The following is a 20,674-nucleotide window of genomic DNA, read 5'->3' on the forward strand; positions in this document are numbered from 1 at the left end:
GATGAGCGGGTGGGTCGGGCGGTGCCAGCACACCGGCCTACCCATCCGCCCGTCGCTTGAACATTTCTTTAATCTTCTGGCAAGCAGCTCTTGACAGGTCCGGGGTACTGGGTGGGCGACAGGCTGACGCAGCGCTTACGATCCTCTGCGTGTCCAAACTGACCGACGTGCCCAAACGGATCCTCATCGGGCGCGCACTGCGCAGCGACCGGCTCGGAGAAACGCTCCTGCCGAAGCGCATCGCCCTCCCCGTGTTCGCGTCCGACCCGCTGTCCTCCGTCGCGTACGCGCCCGGCGAGGTGCTGCTCGTCCTGTCCGTCGCGGGCGTGTCGGCCTACCACTTCAGCCCCTGGATCGCCGTCGCGGTCGTCGTGCTGATGTTCACCGTCGTCGCCTCGTACCGGCAGAACGTGCACGCGTACCCGAGCGGCGGCGGTGACTACGAGGTCGCGAACACCAACCTCGGCCCCAAGGCCGGACTGACCGTCGCGAGCGCGCTGCTCGTCGACTACGTCCTGACCGTGGCCGTGTCGATCTCCTCGGGCATCGAGAACCTGGGCTCGGCGGTCCCGTTCGTCGTGGAGCACAAGGTGCTCTGCGCGGTCGCCGTCATCGTGCTCCTCACCCTCATGAACCTGCGCGGCGTGAAGGAGTCCGGCAAGCTCTTCGCGATCCCGACGTACGTCTTCGTGGCGGGCGTCTTCATCATGATCGCGTGGGGCGCCTTCCGGGGCTTCGTCCTCGACGACACCATGAAGGCCCCGACCGCCGACTTCGAGATCAAGGCCGAGCACGAGGGCCTCGCCGGCTTCGCCATGGTCTTCCTGCTGCTGCGCGCCTTCTCCTCCGGCTGTGCCGCGCTCACCGGCGTCGAGGCGATCAGCAACGGCGTCCCCGCCTTCCGCAAGCCCAAGTCGAAGAACGCCGCGTCGACCCTCGCCCTGATGGGCGCGCTCGCCGTCACCATGTTCTGCGGCATCATCGGCCTCGCCATGGCGACCAACGTCCACATGGCCGAGAAGCCCGCCCACGACCTCCTCGACAACGGCGTCCCGCTCGGCGGCGACTACGTCCAGAACCCGGTGATCTCCCAGGTCGCCGAGGCGGTCTTCGGCAACGGCAGCTTCCTCTTCATGGTCCTGGCCGCGGCCACCGCGCTGGTCCTGTTCCTCGCCGCCAACACGGCGTACAACGGCTTCCCGCTGCTCGGCTCGATCCTCGCGCAGGACCGCTACCTGCCGCGCCAGCTGCACACCCGCGGCGACCGCCTCGCCTTCTCCAACGGCATCGTGCTGCTCGCGGGCGCCGCGGCCATGCTCGTCTGGATCTACGGCGCGGACTCCACCCGCCTGATCCAGCTCTACATCGTCGGCGTCTTCGTCTCCTTCACGCTCAGCCAGATCGGCATGGTCCGGCACTGGAACCGCCATCTGTCCACCGAGCGGGACCCGGGCAAGCGCCGCCACATGATCCGCTCCCGCGCGATCAACACCTTCGGCGCCTTCTTCACCGGCCTGGTCCTGATCGTCGTCCTCGTCACGAAGTTCACGCACGGCGCGTGGGTGGCGCTCCTCGGCATGGTCATCTTCTACGCGACGATGTCCGCGATCCGCCGCCACTACGACCGGGTGGCCGACGAGATCGCGGCGGCCGACGGCCCCTCCGACGACAGCGTGCGCCCCTCCCGCGTGCACTCCATCGTCCTCGTCTCCAAGATCCACAAGCCGACGCTGCGGGCCCTCGCGTTCGCCAAGCTGATGCGCACGGACACCCTGGAGGCGCTGAGCGTCAACGTCGACGCGGCCGAGACCAAGGCCCTGCGCGAGGAGTGGGAGCGGCGCAGCATCAGCGTCCCGCTGAAGGTCCTCGACTCGCCCTACCGCGAGGTCACCCGCCCGGTCATCGAGTACGTGAAGTCCCTGCGCCGGGAGAGCCCCCGCGACGCGGTCAGCGTGATCATCCCCGAGTACGTCGTGGGCCACTGGTACGAGCACCTGCTCCACAACCAGAGCGCACTCCGCCTCAAGGGCCGCCTCCTCTTCACCCCCGGCGTGATGGTCACCTCCGTCCCCTACCAGCTCGAGTCCTCCGAGGCCGCGAAGCGCCGCGCGCGCAGGCGCCAGGAGTGGAACGCGCCGGGCTCGGTGCGGCGTGGACCGGTGGAGAAGCGGGCGAAGGAGACGAGCAAGAAGGGGTGAGGGGCGCTGGCGCTGGGCCTGGGGGCGGGGGCTGCGCCGGACGGGTCCTGCGCCGGGCGGGGGCTGCGCCGGGCGGAGGCTGCGCCGGGCGGGGCTGCCTCCGACTGGTCCTGTGCCGGACGGGCCCTACGTCTGACTGGTCCTGTGTCTGACGGGTCCTGTGCCGGACGGGTCCTGCGCCGGGCGGGGTCTTCGCCTGACGGGTCCTGTGCTGGACGGGGTCTTCGCCTGACGGGTCCTGTGCTGGACGGGGTCTTCGCCTGACGGGTCCTGCGCCGGACGGGGTCCTCGTCTGACGGGTCCTGCGCCGGACGGGGTCCTCGCCTGACGGGTCCTGCGTCTGACGGGGTCCTGCGTCTGACGGGTCCTGGCGGGCGGCGGGGGCAGGTCAACGTAGACTGGTGGGCTGGCGTCCGGCCGTCCGTTTTTCCCGATGTTCTCGACGCCGTCGACCACCGTCCTTCCTTACCTCTTACGTTGTGGAGTCACCCCGCCATGCAGGCTGAACCGAAGAACTCACTGGTGGGCGAGGAGTACGAGGTCGAGGTCGGGCCGGTCGCGCACGGCGGCCACTGCGTCGCCCGTACGGCCGAGGGGCAGGTGCTCTTCGTACGGCACGCGCTGCCCGGCGAGAAGGTCGTCGCGCGGGTGACCGAGGGCGAGGAGGGCGCGCGCTTCCTGCGGGCCGACGCGGTGACGGTCCTCGACCCGTCCAAGGACCGCGTCGAGGCCCCGTGCCCGTACGCCGGACCGGGCCGCTGCGGCGGCTGCGACTGGCAGCACGCGAAGCCGGGCGCGCAGCGCCGCCTCAAGGGCGAGGTGATCGCCGAACAGCTCCAGCGGCTGGCCGGGCTCACGCCCGAGGAGGCGGGCTGGGACGGCACGGTGATGCCGGCCGAGGGCGACAAGCTCCCTGCCGGTGAGGTTCCGGCTTGGCGCACCCGAGTCCAGTACGCGGTCGACGCCGAGACCGGCCGGGCGGGCCTGCGCCGCCACCGCTCGCACGAGGTGGAGCCGGTGGACCACTGCATGATCGCGGCCGAGGGCGTCACCGAACTCGGCGTCGAGCGGCGCGACTGGCCCGGCATGGCCTCGGTCGAGGCGATCGCGGCGACGGGTTCGCAGGACCGCCAGGTGATCCTGACCCCGCGCCCCGGCGCCCGCCTGCCCCTGGTCGAACTGGACAAGCCGGTCTCGGTCCTCCGTGTGGAGGAGAAGGACGGCGGTGTGCACCGCGTCCACGGCCGCCCCTTCGTCCGCGAACGCGCCGACGGCCGCACGTACCGCGTGGGCAACGGCGGCTTCTGGCAGGTCCACCCGAAGGCGGCGGACACGCTGGTGACGGCGGTCATGCAGGGCCTCCTCCCGCGCAAGGGCGAGACGGCGCTCGACCTCTACTGCGGCGTGGGCCTGTTCGCGGGCGCCATCGCCGACCGCGTCGGCGACGAGGGCGCCGTCCTCGGCATCGAGTCCGGCAAACGCTCCGTCGAGGACGCCCGCCACAACCTCGCCTCCTTCGACCGCGTCCGCATCGAACAGGGCAAGGTCGAGTCGGTCCTCCCGCGCACCGGCATCACCGAGGTCGACGTCATCGTCCTCGACCCGCCCCGCGCGGGCGCCGGCAAGCAGACGGTCCGCCATCTCGCGGGGCTCGGGGCACGGCGGATCGCGTATGTGGCTTGCGATCCGGCGGCGTTGGCTCGGGACTTGGGGTACTTCCGGGAGGGCGGGTACAAGGTGCGGATGCTTCGGGCGTTTGATTTGTTCCCCATGACGCATCATGTGGAGTGCGTCGCGATCCTTGAGCCTACTGAGAAGGGGCGCTGACCTGCGGTTTCGCCGAGTGTGCGTTATGTGTGCTGTGGGCGTTACGGGCGATATCTTGACGCGTATTCGACGCACGTGAGGCCATTCTGACGCACGTTTGACGCACGTTCTGATGAGGCGCCAGGCGGCCGTTTTTGCAGGTGACGGTGAGTCGGGTGGGGCCTGTCGGGCTCCTTCTTTGCTATCTCTTGGGTCAAGGGCCGTCGGTTATGGCCCGGTTTGGGGATCAGTAGAAGCGGGGTCCGTACGGGCTCCAGTGGCCGAGGAAAGGCTTGAGGCCGTCGCCGCTGGGCTTCGGTGGGGAGGGCAGCTTCGGCGCTGCGGCGGACTCGGCGAGGTGTTGGAGGCGGGCATCCGCGAAGGCGAGCCACGCCTCGATCTCGGCCCCTTTTCTGCCCAGGTGGCAGTGATGTGGCGTGATCGCGCACCGCTGTGACGTATTCGGTCAGGCGCTTGGTCTGGTGCCAGGCGTCTGCTTGTTCTTCGAGGTGTTTGACGCGATAGGCGTGGCCCTGATCGCAGCCCAAGGCAGGTATGGACGCTACGAGGTCAAGTACGTAGGCAAGTGCGTGCGCGGCCGCAGGGCGGCAGACTTGGTGAAGCAGTTGCGAGTTACGTATGTTCGTCTTCTGTAAGTTCCGGTGCCGTTGTCTGTGAGCTGCCCCGACTTTCGTAGAGTCCGATCTTGATGGTTCAGGCGGACTGCGGGGCTTGCTCCTGGCTCGCCAGAAGTCATGTTCGTACTCGGCGGGTGGTACGTAATCGAGCGCGGAGTGGAGGCGTTCTTCGTCGTACCACGTGACCCACTGGAAGATCGCCCGCTCGACCTGTTCGCAGTCCCGCCAGGGGCCCTGCATCTCGATCAACTCGGCCTTGAAAGTGCCGTTCAGCGCCTCGGCCATGGCATTGTCGTAGCTGTCCGCGACGGAGCCGACCGGCGCGGAAGCGCCGATGTCCGCGAGCCGATCGGTGTACCGAATCGACACATATTGGGCAAGTTCAAGCGGTCGCTGTGATGAACCAGCCCGGAGTCCTTCTTGATGCGGCGCCGCCACAGGGCCATCTCCAGTGCGTCCAGGGGGAGTTCGGTCTGCATGTGGTTCGCGGCCTGTCGGGGCCGTCGGCGGTGAAGTCTCGGTCGACCAGGTCCGGCGGCCTTGGTGCCGACGGCTCGGGGATCGTGGTGCGGCGCCGCCGGCCGCGGATGACGCCCTCGATGCCGAGCTCGGCCATGAGTCGTTCGACGGTGCAGCGGGCCACGTCGACGCCCTTGCGATGCAGAGCGCGGGTGATCCGGCGGGCTCCGTAGGTGCCGCCGGACTCGGCGTGGATCTCCTCGATCGCGGGCATCAGCTGTTCGTCCCGCAGCCGCCGGGAAGACTTCGGCCGCTTCTTACGGGCGAAGTACGTCGACGGCGACAGACCCAGCTCCCGGCAGACGGGATCGACCCCGAGGCCCTTCTGGCGCAGGTGGTCGATCACCTGCTCGGCCTCGTCCGGGGACGGGTGATCTCCTGGGCAAAAAACACGGACGCGGCCTTGAGAATCTCGTTCGCCCGCTTCAACTCCGCGTTCTCCTTGCGGAGTTGCTTCAGCTCGTCCCGCTCGGCGGTGGTGAGCCGGTCGTCGCGTTCGCCGTGGTCGGCCTCGGCCTGGCGGACCCAGCCGCGCAGGGCCTCCTTATGGATGCCCAGGTCCTTCGCGACGTGCGCGATCGGACGGCCGGTGGTGCGGACCTCACGGATCGCGCGCTCCCGGAGTTCGTCCGGGTACTACGTGGTGCAGGCGTGGTGCTCGTGGATCTCCTTCGCCAGGATCGTAACCCTGACATCAGGAACTCCACGAAAATCAGTGCAGCTCAGTTCGGCGAGCCCGCAGTCTCGCATCCCGGCGTAACGAAGGTCTGGGCCGACAGCGGCACCAGCACAGCGTCTTCCAGCACGGAGTCGCCCGAGGATTCGACGTCGAGGTCGTGAAACGACCCGCCACCGTTGGTGCGGGGTGCCGTTACGCCGCGGTGGTCCGAGCGATCTCGGCTGCCGTCGGCACGGGAACGACCTCGATACTTACCCCGCGTGTGGTGAGCTCCCTTGCTGTCTGGTGGAGCGTGATTTGGGAGAAGGCGAAAAGCGAGTCGGGCGTGAAGGTGGCTCCGGACTTGTGCCGGACCGCAAGGACCAGCCGACGAGGTGTGAAGTCCTCGGCCAGCATGATTCTCCCGTCGCTGTCCCGTGCGACCCGGCGGACGAACTGGCAGCGCGCTTCAGGTGAGTTGACGAGGAGTTCGACGGCGACCTGCGCTTGCCCGAGGAGGTGGCTGAAGGAGCCGGAGGAGCCGGACTGCTTGACCAGGACAAGGGCGCCGTCCGGAGTCAGCAGGTCGCAGATTTCGACCCGGTCGGTGCGCTTGAGGGGGTTATTGATGAACTCGCCGTCGAGGAACAGCCATTCGGGCCGGGCCATTGAGACCGCTCGGTTGTAGGCGCGTTCGCTCGCGCCTTCGGGCCAGGGCGGCAGGCCGTACACAGCGGCATCGGTGAACAACTGTTGCAGGTTGTCTCGGACGGAGTCGATGTAGCAGGCGCCGAGCTCGTACCAGTCGCCGTCCAGAAGGCAGTACGTCCGTGGACCGAGGGAGACATCGGCCTGGATCCAGTCCAGGGCATGGGTGGTTGCCAGCGGGACGGAGGATCTGGGCGAGGGGTCACGGTGGAGGGTCACCGTGCCGTCGCGCAGGGCGGCGATACGGGTGCCGGGGCGGTGGATCCTGGCCCGAGTGAGGACGTACTCCAGGTCGAAGTTGTCGCAGAGGTAGACCTCGGTGCTGCCGATGCAGGTCCGGTATGCGGTGGCCTCGGCGTACGTCTCGTGCAGGTCGAGGGGTACGGAGAACGAGATCCGTCCGTCGGCGGGGGCGCCGAGCAGGCGGTCCAGGGCGGCTTCGAGTGCGGCGCGGGTGACGGTGTCGGTGACCGGGACGATGTGGTCGACGAATTCCAGCTCGGGGTGCGGGATGTCGTCCTGGCAGACCCGGGTGATCGTGCGCAGGTCCTCGACCAGGTCGGCCGGCTCGATGCCGAGCGGGAGCCGCAGGCCGACACCGCCTTGGGCGGTGCAGGCCCGGCCGTTGGCGTGGCGGCTTCGGGTGAGAGGGACGTCGTCGAGGTGGCCGCCGAGGTGGCGGACCACCCGTGCCTGGTCGCGGATGCCGAGTGCCGGGACCGAGGTGCCGGCGGCTACCAGGGAGATGTCGGTGCGCGGCCGGCCGAGCGCTTTGGTGACGGCGCCGCTGATGTGCCGGGGGTCGATCATGCGGATGGCGAAGCAGAGGCCGAACCGCTTGTCCTTGAGGGCGTCGGGAACCAGGCGGTAGCCGTTGCCGCAGGTCACGGCGTAGACCTGGCCGTCGACGGCGAGGAGCAGCAGGGCTCCGGTGCGGCGGACGGGTTCGAAGACCGGGATTCCGGTGGTGCGGGCGTTGGGGGCGCACCAGGTGTCGGCGGCCTCCTCCTTGCCGTAGGTGAGGTAGACCGCGGGCACGCCGAGGACCACGGGGTGATGCAGTTCGGCTCCCAGCCGGTCGAGCTGTTCGTGGTCGAGGGCCTCGAACATCGCCTCGGGGGTCGGGGAGACGGTGGGGAGCCGATAGACGGTGCGGACTGCGGTGTGGGTGGCCATGGGAAGTTCTCCGAGCGTCTGCGGGGGTGCGATGCGAGAAGGCTGACGAAGTCTCATCTGTATACGCAGAACGATGACAGCAATCTGTGTACGCTGTCAACGCGATTGTGGTGCTCCCGGGGTCGGGCCACTGCGTGTACGGTGGCCGCATGTCGGACCAAGCTGCCCCCGCCACCGGCCCCCTCGTCACCGGATCAGAGATCGCGAGGCTGGCCGGCGTCACTCGCGCCGCCGTGTCCAACTGGCGGCGCCGCTACGACGACTTCCCCGCCCCCTCGGGAGGCGGTGCGAGCAGCCCGCTGTTCGCGCTGGCCGAAGTTCAGGCGTGGCTGGAGAAGCAGCGGAAGGGGCAGGAGGTCTCGGTCGAGGTCCAGGTCTGGCAGGAGCTGCGGGCCGCCTACGGAGAGGACATGGTCGCCGGTCTCGCCGATGTGGCCGAGCTGCTCACCGAAGGGCACGGTCGACGCCTGCCGGGGTTGCGCCTGCCGCGAGAAGCCGTGGCGCGCGTTCGTTCACTCGCTGAAACCGAGCGGCCCGTTGACGTCGTGAACGCACTGACCGAACGGTTCGCCGACGCCGTACGCCGCGCCGGCTCGGATCAGGTGACGTCGACCCGCCTGGCCCGCGCCGTACGCCACTTCGCGCCGCCGCTGCCGTCCGGGGCGACGGTCTTCGATCCTGCCTGCGGCATCGGTCTGCTGCTCTTCTCCGTCGCCGGGCAGACCGGGGCACTCTGCCGCGGGCAGGAGGCCGATGCCGACTCCGCGCGGCTCGCCAGGCTCCGTGCCGCGCTGTCCTCGATGCCCGACACCCGGATCGAGACAGGCGACTCGCTCCGCGACGACCGGTGGCCCGACCTCCGGGCCGAACTCGTGGTCTGTGATCCTCCGGTGGGCGTCACCGGATGGGGCCGCGAGGAACTCCTTCTCGATCCACGCTGGGAACTCGGCACCCCGTCCAAGGCGGAGGGCGAACTCGCCTGGCTGCAGCACGCCTACGCACACACCGCGCCGGGCGGGCACGTCGTGATCGTGCTGCCCGCCTCGGTCGCCTACCGCAAGGCCGGGCGAAGGATCAGGGCCGAGCTGGTCCGCAGGGGCATCCTCACCCAGGTTGTCGCCCTGCCGCCGGGCACGGCCTCCTCGCACGCCCTCCCCGTTCACCTCTGGACTCTGCGTCGTCCCGGGCCGGCCGACGTCCCCCCGGCCATGGTGCGGATGGTGGACCTCACCGCCAACGATCCCGACGGCAGCCTCGCCCCCCGCCCCGAGCAGACCGTGGACGTCCCCTCGATCAGTCTCCTCGACGACATGGTCGACCTCACCCCGGGCAGCCACCTCCAGGCCGTGCACCGCGACTACTCGGGCGAGTTCACGGCCCTCCGCGGCGATTTGGAGGAGCAGCTGCGCCGACTGGCCGCACTGCTGCCTCAGCTACGGCCCGGTACGGGGGCAGGCTCGCTCGACGGTGCCACGGCGGGCGTCGCCGAACTCCTCCGGGCAGGCCTCGTGACCTACGAAGGCCCGGAGCCGGTCTCCGCCAGCGACCAGCTCGACACCGATTACCTCCAGGGCTTCCTGCGCAGCCCGGCCAACATCCGCCGTGCCACCAGTGCCTCCGGCACCTACCGGCTGGAGGCCAAGGGCGCCAGGATTCCGCAGCTGGCCATCGAGGAACAGCGCCGCTACGGTGCGGCCTTCCGGGAGCTCACCGAATTCGAGGCGACGATGCGGGCCGTGTCCGAGCTCAGTCGCCGGTTCGCCGAGCTGGCCCGCGACGGACTCTCCACCGGCGCTCTGGCCCCGGAGGACTGAGGACATCCGGCGGGGCGGCTCCGGGGGAGGGGCGGCGCCGCCGTGGTCCCGGCGCTGGGGTCCGCAGTCCCGGAGCCACCCGTTCACACCTGGGTCGGCAGGAACTCGCTCGGACTTCCGGTCCAGCTCACGCTCAGTGCCTCGCGCGCCCTGGTGCAGGCGACGAAGAGCAGGCAGCGCTCGCGGAGGAGGTCGGCTTCGTGCTGCGGTGCGTCCGTCTCCAGCGGGGTGATCTCGCGGGCGAAGGGCACCGTTCCCTTCGTGACCCCGAACACGGAGACCGCCCTGAACTCCAGCCCCTTCATGGCGTGCATCGTGGCCAGCCGGACCCCTGGCGTCTCTGCGGCGACCTGCCCCTTCACCCGCACCACCGGGATCCCGGCGTCCTTCAGCCGGGACTCCGCCGCGTCCAGTGCCAGGTTGAACCGGGCGCACACCCCGATCTCGTGCGGTGCGAGCCCTTCGCCGATCCACGCCCGCACCCGGTCCGCGAGGGCGGCGTACTCCTCCGGCTGGGTGGCGTACCCGCGGGTCTCGGGTCGGCGGCCGCGCAGCAGCGAGCGGTAGCCGGCCAGGGAGTCGGTTCCGTCGCCTTCCAGGGCGTCCACGCTGACCGGTGCGAGCAGGCGCGCCGCCCAGACCAGGATCTCCTCGGTGGAGCGGTAGTTGAGACGCAGCCGGAAGCTGCGGCCGGCGGTGGCGATCCCCAGCGAGCCGAGCGACACCCGGGAGTCGTAGATCCGCTGGTGCGGGTCGCCGGTGAGGAACAGATCGTCGGGGCCGGGGGTGACGGCGGCCCGGAGCACCCGCCACTGCGCGGGGTGCAGATCCTGTGCCTCGTCCACCACGACATGGTCGTACGGGGCCGGGCCGACGGCGAGCAGATCGGCCGCCCGGGCACAGACCCGCAGGTGGGTGGTGGCACCGCGCTCCAGCAGCAGCTTCTCGAACCACTCGACGCCGTTCCACACGAGCCCGCGCCTGGCCGCTCCGAGGCCGGTGCCGCGTCCGCGCCGGCTCGCCGCGAGATAGCCGTCCAGATCACGGATGTCCTGGCCGAGCACCACGTGACGGTACTCCTGCGCCAGGAAGCGGGCCTGGAACGGCAGATCCAGCTGCTTGACCGCCTTCTCCCAGAGCTGCCGCTGGTCGCGGTCGCCCACCGGCTTCGGGGTGACGCCGGTGTGCTGCCGCACCACGCTGTTGGCATAGGCGTCGACGGTCGTGACATCGACCCGGGAGAGGAGCAGTTCGTCGCCTTCGAGGAGAAGACCGAGCATGTCGCGCAGTCCGGCGGCCAGCGCGTTGGTGTACGTCGTCAGCAGGATCCGGCTGTCCGGCGACCGCCCCAGCAGGTGCCGGACCCGGTGCAGCGCGGCCACCGTCTTCCCCGTCCCCGGGCCGCCGGTGACCTGCACCGGACCGCCGTACGAGGTGCGGTGGGCGACCCGCCGCTGGGAAGGGTGCAGGAAGACCCGCCAGGCCGCGAACGGTTTCGCCAGGATCTCCTCCAGCTCCTGCGGGCCGGTGACGAGACGGATCCGGGCGGTGGTGTTGCTGATGACGGTGGCCAGGTCCTCGTCCGGCTCGGGCGGTGCGTCCACCGGGCGGCGTACGGCCACCACGTCCCGGTAGACCTCCTCCGGCGAGAATCCTTCCGCGAGGTACTGGAGGACCTCCAGCTGGTCCTCGGGCAGCAGCGTCGCGAACGCCTCCAGCTGCGCCTTGTCCGCCATCGAGCGAGCCGCACGCAACACCTGTGCGTCGATGCCCAGTTCGCGCAGGACTCCGTCGGAGACGCCGGAGAACAGTAGCTTCGGCGCCTTGCGGGACGCCGTCTCGTACAGCGGTGTCAGCTCGTCCAGTGCGACCGCGTCGCGTACCTCCAGGCCGCGGGTGGCGCTGTTCGTGCTGTACAGGCGTTTCGCCGCCCAGGTGTACGCGTCGTCGTGCGGCAGCACATGGACGAGGAGGAAGAGATCGCTGCCGTCGTCCGGCGCGAGGACCACACCGCGCCAGAAGTCGGTGATCCGTATGGTGCGCATCCGCCGGTCACGGGCGTTCTCCACGGATTCCAGATGCAGGCCTTTGTCAGCGTTGAGCTCGGCCACGGTCAGGGCCTGGAACTTCGTCATGGCCTTGCGGACGCCGGCTCTGACCGGCTTCTCCAGGGTGTCGAATCCGTCCCAGAAGCTCTGGGCGAAGGCGAGTCGGGGCATGGGCCGTGGGTCCCCTTTCCGTGGGTGTCAGGCGGTGGGCCCGGCCAGGCGGGCGGCGAGTTCCCGGAAGGTACGCAGCAGCGCCGCGGGTTCCGAGGTGAGGTCGAGGCTGTGCTGGAACAGCCGCAGACCGCCGGTGCCGCGGACCTCGGTCGTCCGCTCGGGCAGGCGGCCCGCCGCGTACACCAGATGCGCCTCGCGGAGGCCGAGCACGGTGGCGTAGGCGAGCGCCTGGTACAGGTCGGCGTTCGGGTAGCCGTGGGCCCGGTGGGACTTCTCGGTCTTGTACTTGGCGTCGACGACGGCGACAGGTGTACGGCCGTCCGCGCCGTACACCACCAGGTCCGGCTTCATCCGGACCTGGCCGCCCGGATCGAGAGCGTGTACGTCCTGCAGCCGCGCCGTCAGGCCGTACTCCCGGAGGGCCTCGCGCAGTGCGACCGTCACGAAGTCCTCGAAGAGCTGGTTCATGTCGAGCAGGAAGCCGTCCAGGGCGAGCGGGCCGGTCCTGTGCTCGGGCGAGGTGGAGCGCAGTACGGCCTCGGCGAGCCGCAGGGCGGGCTGGTAGCGGGAGTTGAGACGGGACGGCTGCCAGTGCGGCAGGTCCTGGCCGCGGACCAGGGGACCGGCGTCCGCGAGGCGGACGCGCTGGTGGGCGAGACGGCGCCGTACCGGCCCGGGAACGGACGGCAGCCGCAGCAGCCGTTCCACCGCGGCGCGCAGGATACGGTTCTCGGCGGTGTCGGCCGTGTACGCGTCGTAGACGATCTCGGCGGGCGGCATGCGGCCGAAGTGGCGCCGGATCTGCTCGGCCTCCCGCAAACGGCCCCGGACCACCAGGGCGGACTCCGCGGTCTCCCGGTAGCCCTGGCGCACCCCTTGCCGCAGCGCCGCGTCGATCTGCCGCTCCACCGCGTACGCGAGCGCGGGTACCACGTCGTCGTGCGCGCCGGTGCCAACCGTGCCCTCACGGCTGTCGCGCCAGACGCCACCCGGGTCGAGGCTGAAGCCGAGCAGGAAGAACAGCCGCCCCACCGGCGTCTTGGGCGCTATCCGCAGCACTGTCCCGCCCGGAAGCCGGACCGCACCGACCTGGTGGCCCGCACGCAGCCTCCAGTGTCCGGGCCGCTCGGGGTCCGGCGCGGCGGCGTCGAGGAACCGCGCCGAGACGAGGGCCCGCCCGGTGGCCGCGTCCAGCGGTACGGACAAGGCGGCGCCGTACTCCCGCAGCATGATGTCGCCCGGGACGTAACTGCGTGTCGGGCCCGCGCCGTCTGCCGCGTCGCCGTCGGCGGTCGCGGCCGGGATGTCACCGTGCGCCGGGGCGGCGCCGCCCGCCGCGTTCCCGCTCATGACCGCCGGGTCCGCTCGCGCAGCGCGTCCAGGCCGTAGCGGGCGGCGATGTCAATGCCCTCGCCGTAGTGGTGCTCCTCAAGAAGGGGGAGGATCTTGGTGCGCCAGGTCCGGTCGAGGCCGCCCTCGCGGTAGACGCCGGGCTTCATCAGGTAGGACGGGCCGATGGCGAAGTCCGTGTCGTTGATCGCCGTGTTGAGGGCGTCGAGCAGGCGGGCCGGCTCGGGGTCCTTGCCCTCGCGCTCCAGCCAGCGGGTGAGGAGGCCGGCAGTGGGCTCCACGCGGGGGGAGAGCTCCACGAACGCGAAACGGCGCCGCATCGCCGCGTCCACCAGCGCGATCGACCGGTCCGCGGTGTTCATGGTGCCGATCACGTACAGGTTCGGCGGCAGCCCGAAGTCGTCCCCGGAGTAGGTCAGTCGCACCGAGCGCTTGCGGTACTCCAGGAGGAAGTACAGCTCGCCGAAGACCTTCGCCAGATTGGCCCGGTTGATCTCGTCGATGATCAGGAAGTGCGGCACATGCCGGTTGCCCTCCCGGGAGGCGGTGTCGGCGAGCTCCCGCAGCGGTCCCGCCGTCAGCCGGAAGGCGACCTCCCGCGTCTCGGGGTCCTCGACCGGCCGGAAACCCTCGAAGAAGTCCTCGTACGCGTACGACGGATGGAACTGGACGATCTTGACCTGCTCCGGGCCGCCACCGAAGTACTCGGCCAGCTTCAGAGCCAGATACGTCTTTCCGGTGCCGGGCGGCCCGTAGAGGACCATCTGCCGCTCGTCGAGAAGGAGTTCACGCAGTTCGTCGAGGAAGGAGCGGTCGTGGACGAGGAGTTTCCGGGCGAACTCGTCGGTGACCTCGGGGAAGGTCAGGACGCGCTGCTCGGAGGATTCCAGGACCTGCCCGGCCTGCTCCGGCGCGGCCCCCGGGCCGCCGGTGAGCGCGGTGAGCTGTTCCAGGACGGGGGTCAGGTCGACCACGTCGTGCTGGGCGGAGAGCTTCTGCTGCACCTCCTCCGGCAGCTCCTCGTACGGATGGGCGGCCTCTTGCCAGGCCACCGGGCGCCGTAGGTTGGAGAGCCCGCCGGGGGAGCCCGACTGCACCAAGTCGCCGGTGATCCGCCCGAGGTGGAGCAGGCCGTCGCTGAGGGTGGCGACGGTGTCGCCGATCCGCATCTGGGTGAAGAAGGCGTGCAGTTCGTCGACGAGACCGCGCTTCTGGTGGTACGTCGCCGAGCCCTCGTAACCCTCCTCGACGAAGCGGCGCAGCACGCTCTTGGTCGGGTCGGGCTCGTCCACCTGCGGCAGGTGGGGTGCGTCGAGCGAGACGAGGCCCTCCTTCAGCCAGAGCCGGCGGACCAGGTTGTGGCCGGAGACGTTGTTCCCCCGCACCAGCCAGGCCTTCTGCGGGGCCCGCCAACTCTGTGGCAGGAAGTCCCCCAAGCGGTGCCCGTCCTCCGTGCTGCGCCAGGTGCCGGGGCCGGTGGCTCCGTAGCCGAGGACCAGGGAGGCCGCGGCGGACGGCGAGTTGCACACGATGTCGCGGGACGCGGTCCAGGCGCCGGGGCGGGGGCCGTCGACCAGCGTCCCGTTCTCCCGCAGCCCGGAACGGAGCCGACGGGCGAAGTCGCTCAGCCCCGGCCAGTCCTCCGCCGACACCGCCGACCCCGCGCTCACCAGGAACTTGTGCGAGCCGTTGTCACCGATCTCGGTGAGCAGGAAGCCGAGGGCCTCCCCGGTGTCCTTGGGCAGAGTGATCCGGAAGTCCGGGAAGCCGGGAAGACGGTCGGGGAGCTGCGGCATGGGGACCTTCCGGGACGCGGGTGGTTCAGGTGGCACGAAGTGCGTTCAGCCTACGTGTTGACGGTGTCAAACGGTATGTGCCGTGTGTTGGACGCTCACTACGTCCGTTCGGCTACCGGCGCTCGGGGAACACCTGGGCGCTGTCCCTCCGCTTGCGCGCCGCCGGGACGGGCGCCTGCGAGTGACCGGCGAGCTCGTTCAGTTTCATGTGCAGCGCGTCCTGTGCGACGTAGTCCCCGCGAGAGGCCGCGGCGCGCAGGTCGTCCCAGGCGGTCAGGATGGGACGGCGTACGGACTCCGGGAAGCGGCCGAGCTCGGCGTCGTGGGCGGCGAGCATGGACCGCCAGGTGGTGGTGTCGAGCTGCCGCCACAGGCTGCGGGCGTGCTCCGTCGCTGCCCGCATCGCGGGCAGGTCCAGCCGCTCGCGTGCCGCGTCCAGGGCGCGCCGTGCGTCGGCAAGCTCTTCGGCCGGCGCCGCGAGGCCGAGCTCTCGGCCCCGGCGTGCGGCGACGGACGCGTTGGCCGTCCAGCCGCGGGCGTCCCGGCACGTCTCCACCGTGTCGCGAGCCTCGTCGAGGAGACCGTCGAGGGACTGGCCGAAGGGCTCACCGCGCACGATCGCGGTGAGCTGTTCTGTCAGTTCGGCGAAGCGGCCGTGCTCCGCCTCCGTCAGCTCGCCGCCGAAATGGGCACTATGGGTACGGATCTCGTCGAGGAGCCGAGAGGCGGCGCGGCCGATGCCGTCGGCGACGGCGCTGCGGCGCAGCCGCGCGCCCAGCTCCTCGCCGTCGCCGATGCGGTAGGCGAGGTTCACGGTGCGGTTCTCGTCCAGCTGTACCCGAAGTGTGAGCCGCTCCACGCTGCCGGTGCTCCTGTCGAAGACATGCGTGTGCTCCCCGCAGAACTCGTTGCGGGCATGGGACTTCTCGTGCGGCCCTTCGACGATCCGGAAGGTCAGTGCGCTGGTGCCGGCCGGCCGGATCTGAAGGTTCTCGATGTTCTGCCAGTCGGTCGGGTACGGCGTTCCGGCGGTGAAGAGGACTGCGACGGTGCCGTCGTCGAGTGCCAGTCCCAGGTTCTGGGCGGTGACCTGCTCCGGCTGGTCGGTCTGGAACAGCGCGTCGCAAGCCGAACACGCCGTCAGGCCAGTGGCGTTGACCATCTGACAGCGGGGGCACTTCAGGCCGCCCGCGTCCAGCGGCTGGTCGCAGTCCTGGCACAGGGTGGCCGAGGTGGAGTTCTCCGGACAGCCGCAGTGTGGGCATGCGGCGCGGGACGCGACGGGGGCGGTCGCCCGCAGCCCCGAAAGGCTGACGGCACAGACCGGACAGCTCGTGGTTCCCTCGGCGGCGGGCACATGACAGCCGGGGCAGTCGACCGTCGCCATGCCGAGCAGAGAGGTGCCGCAGTCGGGGCAGGCGCTCTCGGTGAACGGGATTCCGGTGGTCAGGCACGGCTCGGAGGGGCAGGCGAGAGTGGACGCGAGCCCGGCCTCGATGCCGGCGCCCAGCGCGACGGCGGACATGGGGTCGATTCCGCTGTGCACCTTCTCCTCGCCGAACATTTCGGCCAGGCGTCGGCGGACCATCGGGATACGAGTCGAACCGCCGATGAGCAGGACTTTGTCGATGTCCTCGGTCTTCCTGGACGCGCCGCGCAACACGCCGTGGGTGAGCTCCAGGGTGCGGTCGATCTCGGCGCCGATCAGCTCCTCGAAGTCGTCACGGGTGACCTGTCCCGTCCAGGAACCGCCGTTCTTTCCGAGCGGCGCGAGAATGATCTCCGCTGCGGTGACATCCGAGAGTTCGATCTTGGTGCGTTCGGCGGCGGCGCGGATCCGTGCCGCGTCGCCGGTCCCGGAGCGGTCACGGTCGCCGAGTCGCTTCTCGGTGAGCATCCGGCACAGAGCGGAGTCGAAGTCGGCCCCGCCGAGCGACTTGTCCCCGCCGAGCTTGTACACCTGGAAGTACCCCGACCCGATGATCAGCAGGGACACGTCGAAGGTACCGCCGCCGAGGTCGTACACGAGCACCGAGCACATGTCGTCGTCATCCTCGACGAGGCGCTCCACCCCGAAGGCGTGGGCCGCCGCGGTCGGTTCGGGCAGGATGCGTACGACGGTGAAGCCCGCAAGCTCCCCGGCTTCCCGCACCGCCGCGTACTGCGGTTCCGTGAAGTACGCCGGGACGGTGATCACGGCTCGCGGGAAGGGCTCGCCGGCGGTGTTCTCGGCGTCCGTGCGCAGCCGTCGCAGCAGGATCGCCGAGATCTGTACGGGCGTCAGCCAGTGGGCGCCGAGCCGGATCTCGACCCCGCCGTCCGCGGACTCCCGTACCGGCGGGGCGTCCGCGGGCCGCTCGTCGAGCAGCCGCTGGACGTCGGCGTCGACGTGGCGTCGGCCGATCAGCCGCTTCACCTCGGTGATCACGGAGCCGGGCAGGCGGTCGCGCACGCCGAGCGCCTCGCTGCCCACCAGGAGGGATCCGTCGGCACCGGTACCGACGGCGGACACCGTGGCCTGCTCGCCGTGACGGTTGGGGAGGACCACCGGAACGCCGCCGTCCATCCAGACGGTGACGGAGTTGGTGGTGCCGAGATCGATTCCGAGTGTGCGGTACGGCATGAGTTGGCCTTCGGGTGGCAGTGACGGGAGGGGTGGTGTGGGGCGGGTTCAGCGGCGGCGCTTGGAAGGCTTGCCGGGCAGCGGCTGCCGGCGCCGGGCGCGGCTGGTGCGGCGCGGCTGGTTCCGGCGCCCCCGCGTGGCCCCGCCGTCGGAGGGCCTGGCGGGTGCCGCCTGTTCGGCGGCGGGCGCGGGCCCGGGTACGGCCAGGACGACATCGGCACGGCGCAGGCAGTCGGTCCCGTGGCGGAAGCCGGTGACGGTCTCCCGCAGGACGGTTCCCTCGGGGGCGGTCGGATGCGGTTCGACGCCCGTCGCCCGTGCCTCCACCGGGTCGGGGATCTTCCCGACGAGGTCCATGGGATGTACGCCGTGGCGCGCGAGTTCGGCCCGGAGCATCCGGTGGGCGGCGTCCGTCTGCTCTCGCACGGCGGCTGCGAGCTGTCCGGTACGGCCTGCCCCGGAGTGGCCGAACTGCTCGGACCGGTGTGCCGTGTCGGCGAGGAGATCGTCGAGTGGCAGCAACGCGGCGAGGAGATCGGTCAGTTGGGCCACGGCCTCCTCGCGTTTGCGGGAGAGGGCCGCGACGCGGACGCGCAGCTTGCGCAGTTCGTCGGGATCGGACGGGGGAGTGGTCACTTCGCTGCGGGCCCTTTCGGCGCGGCGGACGGCGCGAGGGGAGGGGTGAGCAGTTCGCTGACGAGGGTGTCGGCCGGGGTGCGGGCCGCGTCGTGGACGGCCTTCAGGGCATGCTCGCGGTCTGTGTCCCGTGCGCGGCGGGCCCGGGAGACCGCCGCGCCCACCGCCTTCGCGAGGTCTCCCTGGCCGATGCCCGGCCGGGCATGCGGAAGGAGCTCGAACACGGTAGGGCTGAAGGAGGGCATCGGTGTGCGGGAGTGTGCGGTCACAGGGTCTCCTGGATGTACGGCGGGTCGTCCGGGTCCGGTGGTCCAGGTGAGTCGAAGAGGCTGGGAAACATCACCGGTTCGAGCGGGAGGGAGGTCTGCCAGCCGGTCGTCAACCCCAGGGCGGACGCGGCACGTTCGTCGCGTACGGCACCGGCGAGGTCGCCGTCGGCACGGCGGTCGCGGGCGCGCCGGTGGTACGCGACGGCGACGAGCTGGTCGTACTCCGCGGAGCGACCCGGGGTGATCAGCAGCCTGCCCTGGAGGGTGATCAGCTCGGAGAAGCGTCCGGAGTCAACCAGTTCGGCGGCGCACGGCAGGACAGTCTCCAGCGCCTGCCGCTCGGCCTCCGCCCCGGTGAGCTGTGCGCAGGACGCGGCGGCGGAGAGCAGCAGAGGGACCTGCCGGGTGTAGTCACCGGACCGTGCTCCGAGCTGCCGGACGGCCGTGTCGAGCAGGAGGCGGGCGATGTCACCGTCGTCGGCCTGTTCTCCCCGCTCGTCCTCGGAGGCACGGACCTCCTCCAGTTGCCGCAGGACCCGACAGGCCTCGCTCTTCTTCCCGGCGAGCGCCTTCCGCACGGTCCGTTCGATCATCCGGTCGCAGTACCAGGAGTACACCTCGTGCAGATCCTCGGCCGGGTTCTCCGCACGGAAGCCGCGGTGGAGAAGTTCCCCGACCCGTTGCAGGCCGGGCTGCCTGCCCGGCCTGTTTCCCGTGACGACGGAAGCGATGTCGGCGAGATCCAGCGCGTCCAGCGCGTCCTGTGCCACCGGATCGCCGGGGCGTACGCACAGCGCCCGCTGGAAGCGGGCACGACCCTGATTCCTGTCCTCCATCCCCAGCACCTCCGTGCCACGCCGGACCAGGGCGGCTGCCAGCTCCTGGGCGAGGGCGGTGTCATCGGGAGCGAGCGCGTGCGCGGACTCCAGCCAGAAAATGCGCTCGACGAGCGTGGCCCGCTGGTAGCCGTTGCCGTTCCGGCCTGCGCTCAGTCCGGCTTTGCGGGCCATCTCGTGGTGGCGACGGTCGAGTTCGAGGCCCAGGCGGGCGGCCGAGGTGAGGTCGGTGAGGGCGTCCTGCCACTCGCCCTTCGCGAACTGCTCGCGGGCCCTGGTGGCCAGGGCACTGGCGAGGTGCGGCGCGGAGGCCCGGTGGGTGTCGGAGTCCGCCTGCCAGGTGGCGGGTTCGCCGTGACGGCGGGTGTATGTGGCGAGCAGGGCGCGGTGTTCACCGTATGCCTCCAGCTGCTCGGCGGCGGTGTCAACGATGACGGGGGAGCCGGTCCAGGGGCGGCCGCCGAGCAGCAGCCCCAGGCACGGGGGAGCGGTGTCGGGGGTGGGTGGCTGCCAGGTGTCGACGTCGCACTGGCAGCCGAGACCGCCATCCCAGTCCTCGTCCCAGAAGTCGAGCTGGTCGTTGGCGCATTGGCCGAAGCATCCCTCGGTCCGGAGGTAGGCGCGTTCGCCGCGGACGAGTTCGCCGCTGTACTCGTACTCCTCGACGTTCCAGACGGTTTCCCAGGCGTCCAGTACGTCGCGGCCATCGCGTTCGTCGACTGAGTGGAACGCCGTACGGATCCGGCCCCTCAGGGTGTCGCACGCGGACTGCCAGTCCTCGGCGTCGAGGGGAGCGCCGCGCCGGGCGGTCAGCATGTCTTCGAAACCGAGCGGGTCCTCGTCGTCGAGCAGCAGGTGCCAGACGGCGATGGCGAAGACCGCGTGAGCCGGATCGACCTTCTCGCTCTGGGCGAGCGACCTCAGCGTGCCGACCGCGAGCGCGTGCACCAGGGCGGTGCGGCGGTTCCCGGACGGGTCGGGGACGGCGTCGAGGACCTCGCCGATCGCGCCCCGGCGGGCCGCCTGCCACACCAGGCGCCACAGCGCGTGTGCCGGGCAGCAGAGGCAAGGCGTCTCGCCGGACGTGGCGTCCGGGGCGTCGAGTACGGTGCGGACGTCGCAGTCGCAGCCGAGTTCGCAGGGCTGGTCCTCGCCGCTCGCGGGCGGAGTGGTGCCGAACACCGCGAGCCAGCAGTGGACCGCCTCGGGCCAGTTGCCCGCGCGTTCGGCGAGCAGGGCGCGCAGTGCGTCGTAGGAGGCGCGGTCGTCCACGGGGAGGCCGGGACGGTCTGTGGAGATGCGGTCCAGCAGGTTGAGCGTGTGCGCGAAATTACCAGTGCCGTAGGCGTGTTCGGCCTGACGGAGCATGCGGGTGGCGTCGGTGGTGTTCAAGCAGGTCCCCCATGTGCACGTGGTGCACGGTTG

General features: G+C 70.6%; 14 protein-coding genes. 3 read left to right on the plus strand and 11 right to left on the minus strand.

All coding sequences use genetic code 11. From position 1 onward, the window contains the following. The first annotated feature begins 149 nt into the window (after positions 1-149). Entirely contained in the window at positions 150-2,198 is a 2,049-nt protein-coding gene (locus tag IE274_RS32090; protein WP_190119446.1) for an APC family permease, read from the plus strand. Between the two features lie 495 nt (positions 2,199-2,693). Further along, on the plus strand, positions 2,694-4,025 hold the full coding sequence (locus IE274_RS32095; RefSeq protein WP_190119447.1) for a class I SAM-dependent RNA methyltransferase: 1,332 nt from the start codon (positions 2,694-2,696) through the stop codon (positions 4,023-4,025). 41 nt (positions 4,026-4,066) lie between these two features. On the opposite strand, the gene IE274_RS40470 is transcribed toward IE274_RS32095, so the two are convergent. From IE274_RS40470 to IE274_RS32105, 4 genes are all read right to left on the minus strand, one after another. Next, positions 4,067-4,927 (minus strand): integrase core domain-containing protein, encoded by an 861-nt coding sequence (locus IE274_RS40470; protein ID WP_372447179.1) that lies wholly within the window; start codon positions 4,925-4,927, stop codon positions 4,067-4,069. A gap of 97 nt (positions 4,928-5,024) precedes the next feature. Then, positions 5,025-5,507 carry an IS3 family transposase gene (locus tag IE274_RS40475; RefSeq protein ID WP_372447175.1) on the minus strand — a complete coding sequence of 161 codons (483 nt, stop codon included), beginning with the start codon at positions 5,505-5,507 and terminating at the stop codon, positions 5,025-5,027. Continuing rightward, positions 5,504-5,770, minus strand: coding sequence for a transposase (locus IE274_RS40480; RefSeq protein WP_372447180.1), 267 nt, complete (start codon positions 5,768-5,770; stop codon positions 5,504-5,506). The genes IE274_RS40475 and IE274_RS40480 overlap by 4 nt, the downstream gene beginning before the upstream one ends. A gap of 262 nt (positions 5,771-6,032) precedes the next feature. Next, positions 6,033-7,703, minus strand: a complete 1,671-nt coding sequence (locus IE274_RS32105; protein WP_190119448.1) for a TIGR04141 family sporadically distributed protein — start codon at positions 7,701-7,703, stop codon at positions 6,033-6,035. A gap of 149 nt (positions 7,704-7,852) precedes the next feature. Between IE274_RS32105 and IE274_RS32110 the strand changes: the two genes are divergently transcribed. Continuing rightward, complete coding sequence (locus IE274_RS32110) at positions 7,853-9,517, plus strand: N-6 DNA methylase (protein ID WP_190119449.1); 1,665 nt, start codon at positions 7,853-7,855, stop codon at positions 9,515-9,517. Positions 9,518-9,600: 83 nt separating this feature from the next. Here IE274_RS32110 and IE274_RS32115 read toward each other — a convergent pair whose 3' ends face one another. From IE274_RS32115 to IE274_RS32145, 7 genes are all read right to left on the minus strand, one after another. Beyond that, positions 9,601-11,736, minus strand: a complete 2,136-nt coding sequence (locus IE274_RS32115) for a UvrD-helicase domain-containing protein (RefSeq protein WP_190119450.1) — start codon at positions 11,734-11,736, stop codon at positions 9,601-9,603. A 27-nt stretch (positions 11,737-11,763) separates the two neighbouring features. Then, positions 11,764-13,089 carry an McrC family protein gene (locus tag IE274_RS32120; protein ID WP_372447176.1) on the minus strand — a complete coding sequence of 442 codons (1,326 nt, stop codon included), beginning with the start codon at positions 13,087-13,089 and terminating at the stop codon, positions 11,764-11,766. Then, positions 13,086-14,885, minus strand: a complete 1,800-nt coding sequence (locus tag IE274_RS32125; protein WP_190119451.1) for a DUF4357 domain-containing protein — start codon at positions 14,883-14,885, stop codon at positions 13,086-13,088. Before IE274_RS32125 ends, IE274_RS32120 begins: the two co-directional genes overlap by 4 nt. Before the next feature lie 112 nt (positions 14,886-14,997). Then, the gene (locus IE274_RS32130) at positions 14,998-17,508 is read right to left on the minus strand and encodes an Hsp70 family protein (protein ID WP_190119452.1); all 2,511 of its coding nucleotides are present in this window, start codon (positions 17,506-17,508) and stop codon (positions 14,998-15,000) included. Between the two features lie 48 nt (positions 17,509-17,556). Beyond that, on the minus strand, positions 17,557-18,144 hold the full coding sequence (gene grpE / locus IE274_RS32135; RefSeq protein WP_190119453.1) for a nucleotide exchange factor GrpE: 588 nt from the start codon (positions 18,142-18,144) through the stop codon (positions 17,557-17,559). Next, on the minus strand, positions 18,141-18,413 hold the full coding sequence (locus IE274_RS32140) for a hypothetical protein (protein ID WP_190119454.1): 273 nt from the start codon (positions 18,411-18,413) through the stop codon (positions 18,141-18,143). Before IE274_RS32140 ends, grpE begins: the two co-directional genes overlap by 4 nt. Then, positions 18,410-20,641, minus strand: a complete 2,232-nt coding sequence (locus IE274_RS32145; protein WP_190119455.1) for a hypothetical protein — start codon at positions 20,639-20,641, stop codon at positions 18,410-18,412. Before IE274_RS32145 ends, IE274_RS32140 begins: the two co-directional genes overlap by 4 nt. Positions 20,642-20,674: the final 33 nt, after the last annotated feature.

Source organism: Streptomyces flavofungini, from assembly GCF_014650815.1.
In the GTDB taxonomy this organism is placed as follows: Bacteria; Actinomycetota; Actinomycetes; order Streptomycetales; family Streptomycetaceae; genus Streptomyces; species Streptomyces flavofungini.

Bases quoted from the DNA above. Each gene is read 5' to 3' on its own strand.
- IE274_RS32095 (WP_190119447.1), top strand. From the start codon at position 2,694: ATGCAGGCTGAACCGAAGAACTCACTGGTGGGCGAGGAGTACGAGGTC.
- IE274_RS40470 (WP_372447179.1), bottom strand. From the start codon at position 4,927: ATGGCCGAGGCGCTGAACGGCACTTTCAAGGCCGAGTTGATCGAGATG.
- IE274_RS32105 (WP_190119448.1), bottom strand. From the start codon at position 7,703: ATGGCCACCCACACCGCAGTCCGCACCGTCTATCGGCTCCCCACCGTC.
- IE274_RS32110 (WP_190119449.1), top strand. From the start codon at position 7,853: ATGTCGGACCAAGCTGCCCCCGCCACCGGCCCCCTCGTCACCGGATCA.
- IE274_RS32115 (WP_190119450.1), bottom strand. From the start codon at position 11,736: ATGCCCCGACTCGCCTTCGCCCAGAGCTTCTGGGACGGATTCGACACC.
- IE274_RS32120 (WP_372447176.1), bottom strand. From the start codon at position 13,089: ATGAGCGGGAACGCGGCGGGCGGCGCCGCCCCGGCGCACGGTGACATC.
- IE274_RS32125 (WP_190119451.1), bottom strand. From the start codon at position 14,885: ATGCCGCAGCTCCCCGACCGTCTTCCCGGCTTCCCGGACTTCCGGATC.
- IE274_RS32130 (WP_190119452.1), bottom strand. From the start codon at position 17,508: ATGCCGTACCGCACACTCGGAATCGATCTCGGCACCACCAACTCCGTC.